At 66.6% G+C, this 13448-nt stretch carries 20 protein-coding genes; 5 read left to right on the plus strand and 15 right to left on the minus strand.

All coding sequences use genetic code 11. From position 1 onward, the window contains the following. Positions 1–319, plus strand: a 319-nt coding sequence (locus AB0395_RS29205; protein ID WP_366286442.1) for a tetratricopeptide repeat protein, incomplete at its 5' end; no start/stop codon positions are given. 243 nt (positions 320–562) lie between these two features. Here the strand turns inward: AB0395_RS29205 and AB0395_RS29210 are convergent. Next, positions 563–934 carry a hypothetical protein gene (locus AB0395_RS29210; RefSeq protein ID WP_366286445.1) on the minus strand — a complete coding sequence of 124 codons (372 nt, stop codon included), beginning with the start codon at positions 932–934 and terminating at the stop codon, positions 563–565. A 232-nt stretch (positions 935–1166) separates the two neighbouring features. Further along, positions 1167–1310: a hypothetical protein gene (locus tag AB0395_RS29215; protein ID WP_366286550.1), complete on the minus strand. Its 144-nt coding sequence runs from the start codon at positions 1308–1310 to the stop codon at positions 1167–1169. Between the two features lie 44 nt (positions 1311–1354). Between AB0395_RS29215 and AB0395_RS29220 the strand changes: the two genes are divergently transcribed. Next, the gene (locus tag AB0395_RS29220) at positions 1355–1690 is read left to right on the plus strand and encodes an IS3 family transposase (protein ID WP_366286553.1); all 336 of its coding nucleotides are present in this window, start codon (positions 1355–1357) and stop codon (positions 1688–1690) included. A 10-nt stretch (positions 1691–1700) separates the two neighbouring features. After that, positions 1701–1904, plus strand: a complete 204-nt coding sequence (locus AB0395_RS29225; protein ID WP_366286448.1) for a hypothetical protein — start codon at positions 1701–1703, stop codon at positions 1902–1904. Between the two features lie 16 nt (positions 1905–1920). Here AB0395_RS29225 and AB0395_RS29230 read toward each other — a convergent pair whose 3' ends face one another. From AB0395_RS29230 to AB0395_RS29280, 11 genes are all read right to left on the minus strand, one after another. Continuing rightward, a complete protein-coding gene (locus tag AB0395_RS29230; protein ID WP_366286450.1) occupies positions 1921–2202 on the minus strand; it encodes a putative quinol monooxygenase in 282 nt (93 codons plus the stop codon). Between the two features lie 112 nt (positions 2203–2314). After that, positions 2315–2857: a DUF1707 domain-containing protein gene (locus tag AB0395_RS29235; RefSeq protein WP_366286452.1), complete on the minus strand. Its 543-nt coding sequence runs from the start codon at positions 2855–2857 to the stop codon at positions 2315–2317. Beyond that, complete coding sequence (locus AB0395_RS29240; RefSeq protein WP_366286454.1) at positions 2854–3657, minus strand: ABC transporter permease; 804 nt, start codon at positions 3655–3657, stop codon at positions 2854–2856. The genes AB0395_RS29235 and AB0395_RS29240 overlap by 4 nt, the downstream gene beginning before the upstream one ends. Next, positions 3654–4619, minus strand: coding sequence for an ATP-binding cassette domain-containing protein (locus AB0395_RS29245; RefSeq protein ID WP_366286457.1), 966 nt, complete (start codon positions 4617–4619; stop codon positions 3654–3656). The genes AB0395_RS29240 and AB0395_RS29245 overlap by 4 nt, the downstream gene beginning before the upstream one ends. Before the next feature lie 17 nt (positions 4620–4636). Then, entirely contained in the window at positions 4637–5545 is a 909-nt protein-coding gene (locus AB0395_RS29250; protein ID WP_366286459.1) for a DUF4097 family beta strand repeat-containing protein, read from the minus strand. Positions 5546–5577: 32 nt separating this feature from the next. Then, positions 5578–6105 carry a hypothetical protein gene (locus tag AB0395_RS29255; RefSeq protein WP_366286461.1) on the minus strand — a complete coding sequence of 176 codons (528 nt, stop codon included), beginning with the start codon at positions 6103–6105 and terminating at the stop codon, positions 5578–5580. Between the two features lie 588 nt (positions 6106–6693). Next, the gene (locus AB0395_RS29260) at positions 6694–7455 is read right to left on the minus strand and encodes an ABC transporter permease (RefSeq protein ID WP_366286462.1); all 762 of its coding nucleotides are present in this window, start codon (positions 7453–7455) and stop codon (positions 6694–6696) included. Between the two features lie 9 nt (positions 7456–7464). After that, complete coding sequence (locus AB0395_RS29265) at positions 7465–8265, minus strand: ATP-binding cassette domain-containing protein (protein WP_366286465.1); 801 nt, start codon at positions 8263–8265, stop codon at positions 7465–7467. Beyond that, positions 8265–8678 (minus strand): DUF1048 domain-containing protein, encoded by a 414-nt coding sequence (locus AB0395_RS29270; protein WP_366286466.1) that lies wholly within the window; start codon positions 8676–8678, stop codon positions 8265–8267. The genes AB0395_RS29265 and AB0395_RS29270 overlap by 1 nt, the downstream gene beginning before the upstream one ends. A 2-nt stretch (positions 8679–8680) precedes the next feature. After that, positions 8681–9010: a PadR family transcriptional regulator gene (locus AB0395_RS29275; protein WP_366286469.1), complete on the minus strand. Its 330-nt coding sequence runs from the start codon at positions 9008–9010 to the stop codon at positions 8681–8683. Positions 9011–9266: 256 nt separating this feature from the next. Continuing rightward, positions 9267–10007, minus strand: a complete 741-nt coding sequence (locus tag AB0395_RS29280) for a DUF4118 domain-containing protein (RefSeq protein WP_366286472.1) — start codon at positions 10005–10007, stop codon at positions 9267–9269. A 285-nt stretch (positions 10008–10292) separates the two neighbouring features. On the opposite strand from AB0395_RS29280, the gene AB0395_RS29285 reads away from it, so the two are divergent. Then, on the plus strand, positions 10293–10796 hold the full coding sequence (locus tag AB0395_RS29285; protein ID WP_366286475.1) for a hypothetical protein: 504 nt from the start codon (positions 10293–10295) through the stop codon (positions 10794–10796). Then, entirely contained in the window at positions 10793–11200 is a 408-nt protein-coding gene (locus tag AB0395_RS29290) for a hypothetical protein (protein ID WP_366286478.1), read from the plus strand. The genes AB0395_RS29285 and AB0395_RS29290 overlap by 4 nt, the downstream gene beginning before the upstream one ends. Here AB0395_RS29290 and AB0395_RS29295 read toward each other — a convergent pair. Both AB0395_RS29295 and AB0395_RS29300 read right to left on the minus strand, forming a co-directional pair. After that, positions 11162–12193, minus strand: coding sequence for a PASTA domain-containing protein (locus tag AB0395_RS29295; RefSeq protein ID WP_366286481.1), 1032 nt, complete (start codon positions 12191–12193; stop codon positions 11162–11164). The two genes, AB0395_RS29290 and AB0395_RS29295, sit on opposite strands and share 39 nt — an antisense overlap. Next, positions 12190–12690 (minus strand): SigE family RNA polymerase sigma factor, encoded by a 501-nt coding sequence (locus AB0395_RS29300; RefSeq protein ID WP_366286484.1) that lies wholly within the window; start codon positions 12688–12690, stop codon positions 12190–12192. The genes AB0395_RS29295 and AB0395_RS29300 overlap by 4 nt, the downstream gene beginning before the upstream one ends. Positions 12691–13448 lie beyond the last annotated feature (758 nt).

The raw sequence follows: 13448 nt of genomic DNA on the forward strand, positions 1-13448 counted from the left end.
CTATCAGCTGGCCATCGACTCCGGCCACCCTGACCAGGCACCAAAGGCAGCCTTCAACCTGGGAATCCTGCTGGGTGAACAAGGTGACCCCGAGGGCGAGCGGGCCGCCTATCAGCTGGCCATCGACTCCGGCCACCCTGACCAGGCACCAAAGGCAGCCTTCAACCTGGGAATCCTGCTGGGTGAACAAGGTGACCCCGAGGGGGCGCGGGCCGCCTATCAGCTGGCCATCGACTCCGGCCATGAACTGGCAGCCCCCTACGCACAACGTGCTCTTGAAATCCTCTCCACCTCCCCAGAAACACCACCCGACTCATAATCCATCGTCCTCGCTCCGCCATCGCCGTTGCCAGTACAGCTCTACGATCGCCATGCTGTGGCCGATCACCGTATGTGGTTGGGGGCGATCGACGGTCCAGGGCTTCGTGCCTCAGCCCCGGCCCACCGGGCACCGGGGTTGCACTTCGGGTTGCAATACAGGGGCGTTCAGAGCCGTTCAGGATGGATCACGCATGCCCTCTGACCTGCATTGAACCGTCCGGAACGGCACGAGGGCGATCTTTTAATCCGCAGTCTGTTCCTCGTCCTCGTCATCATCTGAAAGCAAACCGCAAGCGCCGTCGATCTCTCCGGTCGCGATCATGTCTCGCACGGAATCGATCATCGAAGCGAAGCCCGGCTCGCGGATGATGATCAGGTCGGAGCACCAGAAGTACCGCCCGTTGAGGCACTCACCCGTGTCCTTCCAGCGGTCCATGACTCTGCTGACGACATCGAGGGTCATGAAGGTGGCGTAGCGGCGAGTGCCGTCGGGAAACGTGATGGTCGCGTCGGCCTCCTCGGTGGTCTCGGGTTCGTGCCCTTCCCATTGGGGGATCAGCATCTCGAAGCCGGGTTCGCTGACCCGGTAGAAAGGGCCGTCGATCTCGATCATGCGGCTCACTCTGCCCGTGGTGTCGCGGTACTGCAACGAGTACTGCAACAGAGGCATACGCTGGCTCACGTCCACACCCGTCCAGCACTGGTCAGGGCCCGGTTTCGAGCCCTGGAGCACGGCAGGGACAGTCCTGATAAGGAAGAGGTCCCAGGTTCAAGTCCTGGTAGCCCCACCCAGCTCAGAGGCCATTTCCTGTTAGAGGAAGTGGCCTTTTTGATCTTCCGGGTGACTAAGCCCTTTTGGCCTCACCAGGAAAGATCAGGTTCATCGCCTCAGCCCCTTCCAGCAGCACCGGGCGGAGCTGTTTCCGGTAGACCTTCTCGGTCACCACGGTTCCCTTGTGGCCGACCAGGCGGGAGATGTTCTCCAGCACGACACCGGAGTCCGGCAGCAGCGAGACGAAAACGTCGGCAAAGACTGGATGCCGCGGTGGCGGCGATCTTCCATCGGCGTGGTGGGCAGGACGGCTCGCCACGCATCACCGTGCGGCTGCGCCGGGCCGGTTGGCGGATCGGTAAGAACACCGTGGCCGCCTCGATGCGCCGGCAAGCCCTGGTGGCGCGTCCCGCACGGCGGCGCAGGAACACCACCCGGCCGGGCAAGGGGCGCTGGCGCGCCCCCGATCACCTGCAGCGGCGGTTCGCCGCCCCGGCGCCGGACGTGTGCTGGTGCGCGGACGGCACCGAGATTCCCACCGGTGAGGGCCAACTGTATCTGGCGGCGGTGTCCGATCTGTTCTCCCGGCGGATCTGAGGTATGCGATGTGATCGACCTCATCGGCAAGATCAGCCGAGCGGTACTGGCCGACCCCCTGCCACCCCGCCGCGTCCGGGGCAGCCCCCGGATCGTCAAACGCGCGATCTCCAAACACCGCGCCAAAGGCCAGATCGACCGTACCAACCATCGAGCGGCCATCACCATCGACGTCCTCACCGACCCCGAATCGACAACCGCCCAAGCACCTTAACTAACCGGCATTGCCCCTACCCCTCAAGCAAGGTCAGCGTTGGGGGTCCATCAAGCAACTCCGCCCCGGCCTCGAAAGCCTCAACCATGTGCGGGCTGGTCAGGTGCTTGTCGAAAGACGCGCGATCGTACCACTCCTCGAAGACCAGCCATGCGCCAGGATCCAGTGGATCAACATACGGCCTGTAGGACAAGCAACCAGGCTCGGCCAACGTGGGCGCGACAAGCGAAAGCGCCTGCTTGCGCACTCGGTCCTCATGGCCGGGGCGGGCACGCAACCGAGCAACGGCGGTAATCATGGGTTCGTCTCCTTAGTCGATCAGATGAACCAGCCAACCAAGGCGATCTTCATCAAATTCCACGCACCAGGGGCATGGCCGTCCTGAAGTGTCCCAATGCCTGGGTGGTGATTTACGTGCGCGAGTTGCGGATGGTCAGGCGGCCGTAGTCGAGCTCTCCCGTGAGGTGAACGTGCAGCTTGCCGGGACGTCGATGGTCCGGTGCCTTGCAGGTCACGCTGCCCCATTCGGTTCGCACTCCGTCGGCGTTCGCACTGGCGTCGGCGGGCAGGATGATCGCTGCGGAGCCGTACGTGAGCCAAAGCTCGATGTCGACCTCGGGATATCGGATGAGAGCTTGGGACAGGTCGAGCCGCACTTTGCCGTATTCGGAGTCGATCCGTAGCAGGCGGGGGACCCGCCAGTCGCCCTCTCTCCTGATGCGTCCGCCTCCGGGCGTCAGGTGGACCGTGTCGACCGTCAGGTCGGAGATCATCGCGAGCAGGTCGTCGTGGGAGTGCGCGGTGAGCGCCAGTTCGAGTCGCCGTTCCAGCTCACCGGCGCTGAGGCGTCCGTCGGCGAAGCTGTCCTGCAGCAGGTGGACGGCCTTGTCGCGATCGTCGTCGGAGACTCGCGCCTGGAGTGCCCTGCCCACCGCCGCTTCGCGCGGGTTCATTGGCTGACGGCTCTCTTGTACAGCCGCGTGGCCAGCGGCACGAACACGATCAGGAGCACGAGCGACCACAGTATCGACGCCGGCACCGCGTGCTGCAGCGGCCAGGCGCTGGGCACGGGCATGGCCGAGCTGGTGTTGCCGAACAGCTCACGCGTGCCCTGGATGAGCGTGGAGACCGGGCTCCACTCGGCGACCACCTTCAGAGGCCCGGGCAGGCGCGCACTGTCGACGAAGGCGTTGGACAGGAAGACCAGCGGAAGCGACACGAGGGTGGCCACATTGTTGAACACCTCGGGCGTGCGCAGGGCCAGTGCGACCGTCGCCGTCACCCAGGAGAAGGCGTACGCGAACAGCAGCAGCACCAGGAATCCCAGGGCCGCTTCGAGCGGCGAGGTGTGAATGCGCCATCCGACGAGCAGCCCGACGAGGGCCATGGTCACGATGCTGGTCACATTCGTGATCAGGTCGCTGAAGGTCTGGCCGGTCAACACCGCCGAGGGGGACATCGGCAGGGTGCGGAACCGGTCGAAGATGCCTTTCTGTAGGTCCTGTGTGAGGGTGTATCCGGTGATTTGCGCGCTGGTGGTGATCGTCATGACGAAGATGCCGGGGAGCAGGTATTCCGTGTATGACATGCCGGGCAGTTCGATCATGCTGCCGAAGACGTAGGCGAACAGCAGCACGAACACGATCGGCAGCAGGACCACGCCGCCGAGCAGGTCGGGTGCTCGCTTGATCTTCAACGCGTTGCGCTTGGTGATCGTCATGCCGTCGGCGAGTGCCATCTGCAGGGTGTTCATCGCACAGTCTCCTTGATCTTCTCGTCGGCCTCGTGTCCCGTGAGGGTCAGGAACACGTCGTCCAGGGTCGGCCGGCGCAGCCCGGCATCGCGTACGGTGATCCGTTCGGTGGTCAGGTGGCCGAGAGCCGTGGTCAGCGCGGCGGCGCCGCCGGTGACCGGGATCGTCACCTGCAGGGCGGTGGTATCGGTCTGCATGTCCCCGACGGCCAGGGGCGCCAGCGTCCGCCTGACGGCCTCCAGGTCCGCCGCGCTCGTCACCGACAGCTCGATCCGGTCGCCGCCCACCTGGTCCTTGAGCTCGTCGGCGGTGCCGAGCGCGATCACGTGGCCGTGGTCGACCACCGCGATGCGGTCGGCCAGCCGGTCGGCCTCCTCCATGTACTGGGTGGTGAGCAGCACCGTCGTGCCCGCCGTGACGAGCTCGGCGATGACGTCCCACAGGCCCGCGCGGGCCCGGGGGTCGAGGCCGGTCGTAGGCTCGTCGAGGAACAGTACCGGGGGGTTGGCGACCAGCGCGCCGGCCAGGTCGAGGCGGCGTCGCATGCCGCCGGAGTAGCCCTGCACCGGGCGGTCGCCGGCCTCCGTCAGGTCGAAGCGCTCCAGCAGCTCGCGGGCACGCTGCTTGGCGCGCTTGACGCCCAGGTGGTAGAGGCGGCCGACCATTTCCAGGTTCTCGGCGCCGGTGAGGTGGTCGTCGACGGCAGCGTACTGGCCGGAGGCGCCGATGTGGGCGCGCAGCCGGTGTGCTTCGCGGACGACGTCGAGCCCGGCCACCCTGGCGTGTCCGGCGTCCGGCTTCAGCAACGTGGTCAAGATTCGCACGGTGGTCGTTTTTCCGGCTCCGTTCGGGCCAAGCAGCCCGAACACCGTCCCTTCAGGAACGGTCAGCGTCATCCCGTCGAGGGCCACCACGTCGCCGTACTTCTTGACCAGGCCCTCGGCCACGATCGCGTCTGGCATGGCAATCTCCTTGGTTGTCAGGAACGATGAATGACGATGTCGCCGTGGGCGGTGTGCGCCCGGACCTCGACGACCTGGTCGGACTGACCGGGGGTGTCGCTGGGGTCCAGGGAGACGTTCACGGTGCCGTACTGCGAGCTCACGTCCAGCCACGCGGCGCTGCCCTCCCGGATTCCGAGCTCCAGCCCGCCGCCGGTGGTCTCCATGACGACCGAGCCGGACACCACCTCGCCGATCCGGACGCTGCCGTAGGCGGTTTTGGCGGCGACGCCGGCCAGGGCGCGATCGACGGTGCTGTCGCCATGGGCGGAGTTCAGCCGCAGTTCGCCGGTCACCTCGCGCAGGTGGATCTCGCCGTGTGCGGTCTTGACCACTGCCGTGCCGTCGATCTTGCCAATGTGGATGTTGCCGTTGGTCGTGGTCACCTCGGCGTGCCCGGCCGCGCGGGTGACCGAGATGTCGCCATGGGTGGAGCTCAGCCGCAGTCGGCCGGCCTGCTCGACCTGGATATCGCCATAGGAGGTGGAGAAGCTCACCTCGCCGAGCGCGCCCCGGCAGCGGAGGCTCGCCGCCGTCTTGGCGTCGATGCGGGAGCCCGTCGGAAGCTCGACCATCACGTCGACCGAGCCGCCCCAGCCGAGCAGCAGCGAACGCGCCCAGTTCGCGGGCGACTCCAGCAGCTTGTCGAACGAGAGGCCCCAACCCGATGTCGAAGCGACTCGGTCCTTGGCCGCTCGCACCAGGAGCCTGCCGTCGGCGTACTCCACCTGGGCGTACTCGGCGGCGTGCACGTCGGCGTCGTTGAGCTCGTCGCTCGGGCGGATCTCGATGACGGTGTCGGCGCGGTCACTCGCGTTGATCCGGACATTGGCGGTCGCCATGTCGATGACGGCGAGAATCGGTTCTGGGCTGTCGAAGGTCGGCATTGCGGTTCCCTCCTTACGCGTTGGCGTGGCCATCAGCGCACCCAGCCGCGGTAGCGATTACTGGTCTGCTGGGTCGCGCGCCGGGCGGGGCGGCGGCCGGCGTCGCCCGGGTCGAGCGCGGCGGCGACGGCGCGAACCAGCCAGGCGTTGACCGATAGCCCGTCTCGGGCGGCCGCTTCCTCGATGCTCGGCTTGAGGTGCTCGGGGACCCGGAGCGAGATCCGAGAGGTGCCGCCCTCCTCGGCGTCTGCGGGTGGCGGCGGGGCAGGCGGCCGCTCGTACCGCTCGATCTCGTCCTCTCCCTCGAACGATCGTCCGACTGGTGGTGTCACGACGAAGCCGGGGTCGCGTCCACGCAGGCGTACCTCAACCGAGCCGGGTGCGAGCTCCTGGGTGATCTCGTCCGCGGCGGCGGACAGGGCCTCCAGCAAGGCGAGCCGGGTGGCCGACTCGAGCGTTGCGGCGAGGCGCTCGGCCAGCGCACGGGCTTCTTCGCCGCCTGCTCCGGCAGCGATGGCAAGTTCGCGACGGAGGTGATCGACATACGGCGAAAGGTCCATGACGCCACTATGACGCCACTATGGCGTCATTGCAAGGCGCTCACTGATGTCGTGAATGACGTCACGTGGTCAACGGGGTTGCCGTAGCGCTCGCCGAAAATCGAGCGGATGGGGCGTGACCAGCCGTGATCTGTCGACTATCGCGCTGGTCAGGTAGTCGGCGTCCGCCAGTCCCAGATGCTGCGCCGCCGGCCGAAGATGCTCCGTGCGGGTTTTGGCCCGGCGCCCGTAGGAGCGGATCGCATCCGGATCGACCTGGAACTGCCCGGCCGGCCGCACCGCCGCGCCCGCGGCACCGAGGCCACATCGTCCGGGACGAACCCCAACCACGGCAACGTGCACACCGCGACCGCAAGCTCCGACCGGTCCGCCGAGCCACGGCCCCGGCCCCGATCGACGAACGCCACATCAGCCGGGGCAGGAGGGAAGAACCGGAACAACGTTGCATTCAGAATGACCGTCAATCGGCAAGAGCCGGCCGTACTACGACGGTTTATGAGGTGGGGGCTCAAACCCGTTTTCGACGTCGGGGGAACCCTGCGGACGGGCGTCGAGCACGATCGTGTCTGTGTCTGCTTTCCGCAGCCCCTAGGAGATCTTGCGGCGGTAAGTGTTCATGGCGAAGACGTACGCGACGATGAGGATGCCGACACACCAGGCGAGGGCGATCCAGATGTCGGTGCCGACCGGCTGCTGGGTGAACAGGGCGCGGATGGCGTTGACGATGGAGGTCACCGGCTGATGCTCGGCGAAGACGCGCACCGGGGTGGGCATGGTGTCGGTGGGCACGAATGCCGAGCTGAGGAACGGCAGGAAGAGGAGCGGGTAGGAGAACGCGCTCGCGCCTTCCATGGTCTTCGCGGATAGACCGGGGATGACGGCGATCCATGTCAACGCCAGGGTGAACAGGATCAGGATGCCGGCGACCGCGAGCCACGCCGGCACCCCCGCTGCCGAGCGGAAGCCCATGAGCAGGGCGACGAGCACGACGACCACGAGCGAGATCAGATTGGCGACCAGTGAGGTCAGCACGTGCGCCCACAGTACGGACGACCGCGCGGTCGGCATGGACTGGAATCGCTCGAAGATGCCGCTCTTCATATCCATGAACAGCCGGTACGCGGTGTAGGCGATGCCCGAGGCGACCGTGATGAGCAGAATGCCGGGCAGCAGGTAGGTCACATATGAATCCGCCCCCGTGTTGATCGCGCCGCCGAACACGTAGACGAACATCAGCATCATGGCGATCGGCATGACCGCGGTGGTGATGATGGTGTCCGGGCTGCGCGTGATGTGGCGCAGGGATCGTCCCAGCAGGACGGCGGTGTCGCCGAAGAAATGCTTGGTCATCGTTGTTCCTTACGCGTCTGTGCCGACATTGCGGTCATGGCCGTTCTTGCCGTTGTCACCGACGAGCGTGAGGAAGACGTCCTCGAGGGTCGGCTGTTTTTCGACGTATTCGACCTTGGCGGGCGGGAGCAACTGCTTGAGCTCTGCGAGGGTGCCGTTCACGATGATCCGCCCCTCGTGCAGGATCGCGATCCGGTCGGCGAGTTGTTCGGCCTCGTCCAGATACTGGGTGGTGAGCAGCACCGTCGTGCCCTGGGCGGCGAGTTCTTCGACGGCCTGCCATACCTCGATGCGCGCCTGGGGGTCGAGTCCGGTCGTCGGCTCGTCGAGGAAGACGACCGGCGGATTCCCGATGAGGCTCATCGCGATGTCGAGGCGGCGGCGCATGCCACCCGAATACGTCGACACCTTCCGCGCCGCCGCGTCGGTCAGCGAGAAACGCTCGAGCAGGTCATCGGCGATCTTGCCCGGGTCCTTGAGGTGCCGCAACCGGGCGACCAGCACGAGGTTCTCCCGCCCGCTGAGGATCTCGTCGACGGCGGCGAACTGTCCGGTGAGACTGATGGACTCCCGCACGTTCGCGGCCTGCGTGGCGACATCGAAGCCGTTGACGCCGGCGGTCCCCGCGTCGGCCTTGAGCAGCGTGGACAGGATCTTCACGACCGTGGTCTTGCCCGCCCCGTTCGAGCCGAGCAGGGCGAAGATGCTGCCCCGCGCCACGTCGAAGTCCACGCCGCGCAGCACCCGCAGCTCCTTGTACGACTTCTCCAGGCCCTGTACGTGGATCGCCTGGGCTTGCTGTGTCGTCATCAGCCTGTCCTGTCTTCTTTCCCGGTGTCTTCGCCGGCGGCGCGCTCGATGGCGCTGGTGAACCGTTCTCGCTCCCGGCCGATCCACCGCCCCACCGAGTAGTTCTGCACAAACGTCTCCACGAACTCCACGGGGTCCTCCCCGAAGATCTCGCGGATCGGGGTTCCGTCCGCCGCGCTCTGCTCGAACAGATCGGCAAGATCCTCGAACATCGAAGCCGCGTTGGCGCCGTCCCCCGGCCCGAAGTGCATCAGGTACCGCTCCAGCGCTTCGACTGCCGTGCGATAGTTCTCGGGAAGCGCTTTGATGCGTGCCTTGTACTGCCGCCAGCGCCTCTTGTCCTCGAGCGGTCCCGTGACCACCTCCAGGTATTGCAGGTAGCGCCTCTTCGGCTCGTTCGCCCCTGCGTCCATGGCTACTTACCTCCTTCGCGGAGCTGTTCGAGCCGTTCCGTGAGGAAGCTCCAGGTCCTCCAGAACTCTTCGAGATACTCCCGGCCCTGAGCGTTCAGGGAATACACCTTGCGTGGCGGCCCCTTCTCGGACGGGACCTTCTCCACGTCGACGAGACCGCGCCGCTCGACCCTGACCAGTAGCGCGTAGACGGTGCCCTCGGCGATGTCGGAGAAGCCCTGATCCCGCAGCCACGCCGTGATCTCGTAGCCGTACGCGGGCCGGCCGGACAGGATCGCCAGGACGATGCCCTCCAGCGTTCCCTTGAGCATCTCCGTCACCTGCTTGCCCACGGAACACCCCTCAGCTACTCATTGATGCTAACTACCAGTACACGGTAACACTGACTACTGGTATATAGCAATACTGAATAGCTGAAGCGCACGCCGAGACCGCAAGAGTGTGGGGCAGGCGACCTGATCACTGCTCGTGAGCGAGCCCGCCGCCCCCTCTGAGAAGACGGGCCGCGTCAGCCCACCGAAGATCTCGACCGCCGGCTTCGCCGCCGCGGACGCGGCGCTTGAGAGGGCGAGCCACCACGGTGCCGCCTCAGCCGCTGCCCGCGGTGTCGAGTGCGGTGCCCACCTGGTCGGCCAGGGTCACCGCGACCAGGCGGGCCTGCAGGGGCGGGACGGTCCCGGGTGTGGGATCGAGCATGAACCGGCCGTAGAAGCGGCCGTTGCCGAACGTGCGCAGTTCGACCTCCTCGCCAGGCAGGCCCATCCGATCGACGTCCCAGCGTCTGTGACCCCAGGTCACGCTGCCGTCCTGTTCGAGCCGGGGCGGGTGGCCGATCAGGGTGCCGTACTCGAAGCGGCACCCGCGCAGGCGCAGCAGCGTGGTGAGCTGGGCGGTGACGTGATCGACCACCGTGTCAGGCGCCTTCGCCGTCTGAGCCAGCGTGGCGGTGTCGTGGATCCGGGCCAGATAGTCGGCGTCGGTGATGGCGATCACTTGTAGCCGCCGAGCGCGGGCGGCCAACTGCGAGACCATCAGACCCACGACGAGCAGGAGAACCGCGGTCTGGATGTCCGCGGATTTGGTGATGGCGAAGCGCTGGTAGGGCTGGGTGAAGAAGAAGTTGAACCACACCGCGGCCGACACCGCCGCGAGCGCGCCGGCCAGACGGTTCCCAACGGCGGCAACCGCGACCACGATCACGACCAGGACAAGGGCCACGCTCGTGTTCGGCAGACCGGCGCGAAACGGCAGGAGCACCACCGCGACCGCCAGTGGAGCCACCAGCGCGGCCACGAGCGCGATGCGATCCCTGTTCAGGTAGCGAGGCATTCCCGCCGCACCTCCCTTCCGCACCTCGTATCCGCCGAGGTCAACGCCTTACTCCACTTCTACCCAGTCCGGAGATCGGCGCTCGGTGCATTGTCGTCCGCCCGTGCTGCCGGATCGACGTACGGCTGACCGATGGCGAAGACGGCACGCAGACCGCTGGTGGCGCCATCAAATCGGGGACACGCCAGGCATGGCGATCTTGCTTTGTGTGTTCGGATCGCTACTTTATGCATGCGTCTCGTTGATGCGCGACCCCTGATTCGCACGTCCCGCCGGAAGAGGACCATGCACCCCATCCGCATTTCTGGCTTCTTCGTCATGCTCGCTTCGGCATTGGCGATCGCCTGCGCCCCTGTCCCCGCGGCCGTGGCCGCTACCTTCCCCGTGCTTCAGGCGGACCCTCCCGAGGAGGAACCGTGCCCCAACGGGCAGCCGAGACCGTGTGGTGCCCAGGAGGAACGCGGCGGCGTCGACGCCGACCGGGAAGAGACCAAGAAGGACGAGGCCAAGGCCAAGGAGGACATCGCCGAGGCCAAGAAGAAGGTGGAGGAATGCCCTCCGACCTCGAAGCAGTGCATGGAGAACCTCATCGGCGACGGTGGCGGTCAGCGTAAGGACATCGACGACACCCGGCAGGCGCTGGCCGACTTCCGGCCCGCCCCCTCGGACAACGCCGCATCCGCCATCGCGGGCACATGCGACGAGTTCGCCGCGGGGTTGCCCGCCGTACTGCGCAACTCCCCTGACTTCTCCCAGCTGACCGGTGTCTGCGAGCTGATGAACCCATGACCACCATGAACTCTCCTCTGCGTTGGACGCCGCTGTTTCCCGCCGCCGTCCTGGTCGCGCTCATGCCCACGACCGCCTTGGCCACCCCCGTGCCCAACGTGCCCGACATGCCCCCCGTGCCCGTCGCCCAGGCCTTCGACGGCAACGACCGCAGAGCGGTCACCGACGCCGTGAACCACTGTGCGAGCGCACCCGGCACCTGCTCCTTCACCCCGGAGGAGGCCTACTCCTACACCTACACCGGGACGGACACCCTGAAGCAGGCGCGGCGGCGCACCCCCCCAGCACGCCGCCGCACCGCTCCCCTGTGCGGCCCGGATCCGGGGACGGGAGTCCGGACCGCACTCGTAGCACCTCCGAAGAGGTCATTCAGTGGCCGTGATGGCATTGGCGATCTTGCGTAGTTCCCTCCCGATCACGGCTTTGCCGAACTTGGCGGCATAGTCGGCATAGGAGTCCTTGTCGGCCTTGACGTCCTTGCCGAGCTTGGTGGCATAGTCGGCCTTGGTGAGCTTGGCGGCGTATTCGACGCTCAGCTCGACCTGGACCATCAGGTCGGGGCGCGGTGCCCAGAGGATGGTCGGTGCGGCGCCGACCTCGTAGGTGACGACCGCGTCTCGCACTCCGGCGGTCTTGAACCGCAGGGTCGTCTTTCTCTGGAAGACGACCGCCCGAACGCTGTAGCGGTCAGAGGGGAGGCCGCTCTCACGCCAGAAGATGCTGCCGTCCTCGCCGGAGGCCACCCCGGTCGTGGACCTCGTCCAGATCAGGTCCTTCGGCAGGTAGCCGAACCTCACTCCGCCGAACTCCCGGCCGTCCCCCGGATCTCTGAGCGTGGGCTCACTCCCCTTCTCCGCGGGGGCCAAGGTCGATAACAGACTATTGGGCACGGTCGGTACCGGAACGGGCTCCGCAGCCAGGACCAACGAGACCGTGCTGCCTGCGGGAACCAGTTGCCCGCCGTCGGGCACCTGCCTCGTCACCCAGCCGTGACGCAAGTCCTTCAGCACGACGGCCTTGAATCCCGCCGCCTTCAGGACGGCCTTGGCCCTCTCCCTGGTCAGGTCGATGACCGTGGGAACCTCCACCTTCCCGGACGTGTCCACCCGCACGGACATGTCCCCCTGCGTGGAGGCGGCCCCCTGTGTGGAGGTGGCCTCCTGCGTGGAGGCGGACCCCGGGCGGGCCTCGAGATTGACCGCCAGGCCGGACCCTATCTGCCGACCGGCGGGCATCACCACCGCCACGGTGACGGTCGCCAGCACGACTCCCGCCGTACGGACGCGCACCTTGCGGACGCGGTGGCGGTGGCGGACCACCGCCCCCATCACGGAGGGCGCGTGTATCCCCTCGACCTGCGCCCGCATCGCTTCGGCCAGTTCCTCCTCGAGTCTCATCCCCGTACTCCTTCCAACGTGCCCATGCGCTCGCGAATCCTGGCCAGCCCCCGTGCGGCCTGGCTCTTCACGGTTCCGACCGAGCAGCCCATCAGCGTGGCGGTCTCGGCTTCCGACAGGTCCTCCCAGTAGCGCAGCACCAGCACCGCGCGCATCCGCACGGGCAGCCTGCGCAGTTCCCCCAGGAGTGCGTCGCGCAACTCGAGGTTCGGGGAGTGGACCAAGGTGTCCGGCGGCCTGGCGAAGGTGATCTCCTGGATCACCCTGCGGCGCCGGTAGAGGTTGATCGCGAGGTTCACCACGACCTTGCGGGCATAGGCCTCCGGGTTGTCGTGCTGGATCCGTCCCCAGTGCCGGTAGATCCTCTCTAGCGCGTTCTGCACCAGATCCTCGGCATCGTGCCGGGAGGCGCCGCAGACCAGGACGGCGGTGTGCAGCAGCGCGGTGCTCCGCGCGGCCACGAACTCGTCGAAGGCTTTCTCGTCCTCATCCGTCACTCGCGGGCCTCCTTTCACCCCTCTCAACACACGAACCCCTCGCCAAGTTGAGAAGAACGTGAGATTTGTTGGAACAAGGAGGAAGGCACGGCCGATCGCCGGGTCCTAGGTAGGCGCGGCAGCTTGGAAATGGTCACACCGGTTCGGCGCGAGCCCCCGGAGAAGCCACGCTTGCCGTCACCCGCGTGGTCTGACAACGAGGCGGACTTGATTTAACTCATGGTTAACGAGGTCTGCCGTCTTATTGAACTCTTCGTCATCCGACCGGCCGGGGACCGTTCGCGCCGGTCGGGCCAATGATGCCTCCGCCAAGCCGAGCGCGGCGATGCCGCCGCACACGCCGACGCGACCCCGGACTCCAGTCGTGATCCCGAACGGTGGCGGACGGAGGAGGCGGGCACCCGGTGAGGTGGACCGGAACCGCCGATGTCGTAGCCGAACCCGTGGCCCAACCAAGATCAACTTTACGACTACGCTGCGCGCCTTCGGAGTCGTCGGCTCCGGCGAGACCTCTGTCGATCCGGGGCTTTTCCTCGTGTTCGGGGCGCCCTGAGGCGCCTTCGTGCGGGCTGGGTGCCGCCCGGGCCGTACGAGCCGACCGTGTCCTCCACTCCGCGGAAGACGCCCACTGTCCCGAATGAAAGAGGCCTCGCGGGTTCACGCGCTGTTAATCAATATGGATCTTGAGGCTTCGTTAGTTCATGCAGTGTTTGTCAAGATTGATCTTGAGGGGGTGTAAGCCGCTCCCTATGGTCGGT

Source organism: Streptosporangium sp. NPDC051023 (assembly GCF_040689595.1).
Taxonomy (GTDB): domain Bacteria; phylum Actinomycetota; class Actinomycetes; order Streptosporangiales; family Streptosporangiaceae; genus Streptosporangium.

Excerpts from the sequence above, each read along its gene's own strand:
- AB0395_RS29230 (WP_366286450.1), bottom strand. The coding sequence starts at position 2,202 with ATGATTACCGCCGTTGCTCGGTTGCGTGCCCGCCCCGGCCATGAGGAC.
- AB0395_RS29265 (WP_366286465.1), bottom strand. The coding sequence starts at position 8,265 with ATGACGACACAGCAAGCCCAGGCGATCCACGTACAGGGCCTGGAGAAG.
- AB0395_RS29285 (WP_366286475.1), top strand. The coding sequence starts at position 10,293 with ATGCACCCCATCCGCATTTCTGGCTTCTTCGTCATGCTCGCTTCGGCA.
- AB0395_RS29240 (WP_366286454.1), bottom strand. The coding sequence starts at position 3,657 with ATGAACACCCTGCAGATGGCACTCGCCGACGGCATGACGATCACCAAG.
- AB0395_RS29210 (WP_366286445.1), bottom strand. The coding sequence starts at position 934 with ATGATCGAGATCGACGGCCCTTTCTACCGGGTCAGCGAACCCGGCTTC.
- AB0395_RS29245 (WP_366286457.1), bottom strand. The coding sequence starts at position 4,619 with ATGCCAGACGCGATCGTGGCCGAGGGCCTGGTCAAGAAGTACGGCGAC.
- AB0395_RS29290 (WP_366286478.1), top strand. The coding sequence starts at position 10,793 with ATGACCACCATGAACTCTCCTCTGCGTTGGACGCCGCTGTTTCCCGCC.
- AB0395_RS29270 (WP_366286466.1), bottom strand. The coding sequence starts at position 8,678 with ATGGACGCAGGGGCGAACGAGCCGAAGAGGCGCTACCTGCAATACCTG.
- AB0395_RS29295 (WP_366286481.1), bottom strand. The coding sequence starts at position 12,193 with ATGAGACTCGAGGAGGAACTGGCCGAAGCGATGCGGGCGCAGGTCGAG.
- AB0395_RS29260 (WP_366286462.1), bottom strand. The coding sequence starts at position 7,455 with ATGACCAAGCATTTCTTCGGCGACACCGCCGTCCTGCTGGGACGATCC.
- AB0395_RS29250 (WP_366286459.1), bottom strand. The coding sequence starts at position 5,545 with ATGCCGACCTTCGACAGCCCAGAACCGATTCTCGCCGTCATCGACATG.
- AB0395_RS29235 (WP_366286452.1), bottom strand. The coding sequence starts at position 2,857 with ATGAACCCGCGCGAAGCGGCGGTGGGCAGGGCACTCCAGGCGCGAGTC.
- AB0395_RS29280 (WP_366286472.1), bottom strand. The coding sequence starts at position 10,007 with ATGCCTCGCTACCTGAACAGGGATCGCATCGCGCTCGTGGCCGCGCTG.
- AB0395_RS29255 (WP_366286461.1), bottom strand. The coding sequence starts at position 6,105 with ATGGACCTTTCGCCGTATGTCGATCACCTCCGTCGCGAACTTGCCATC.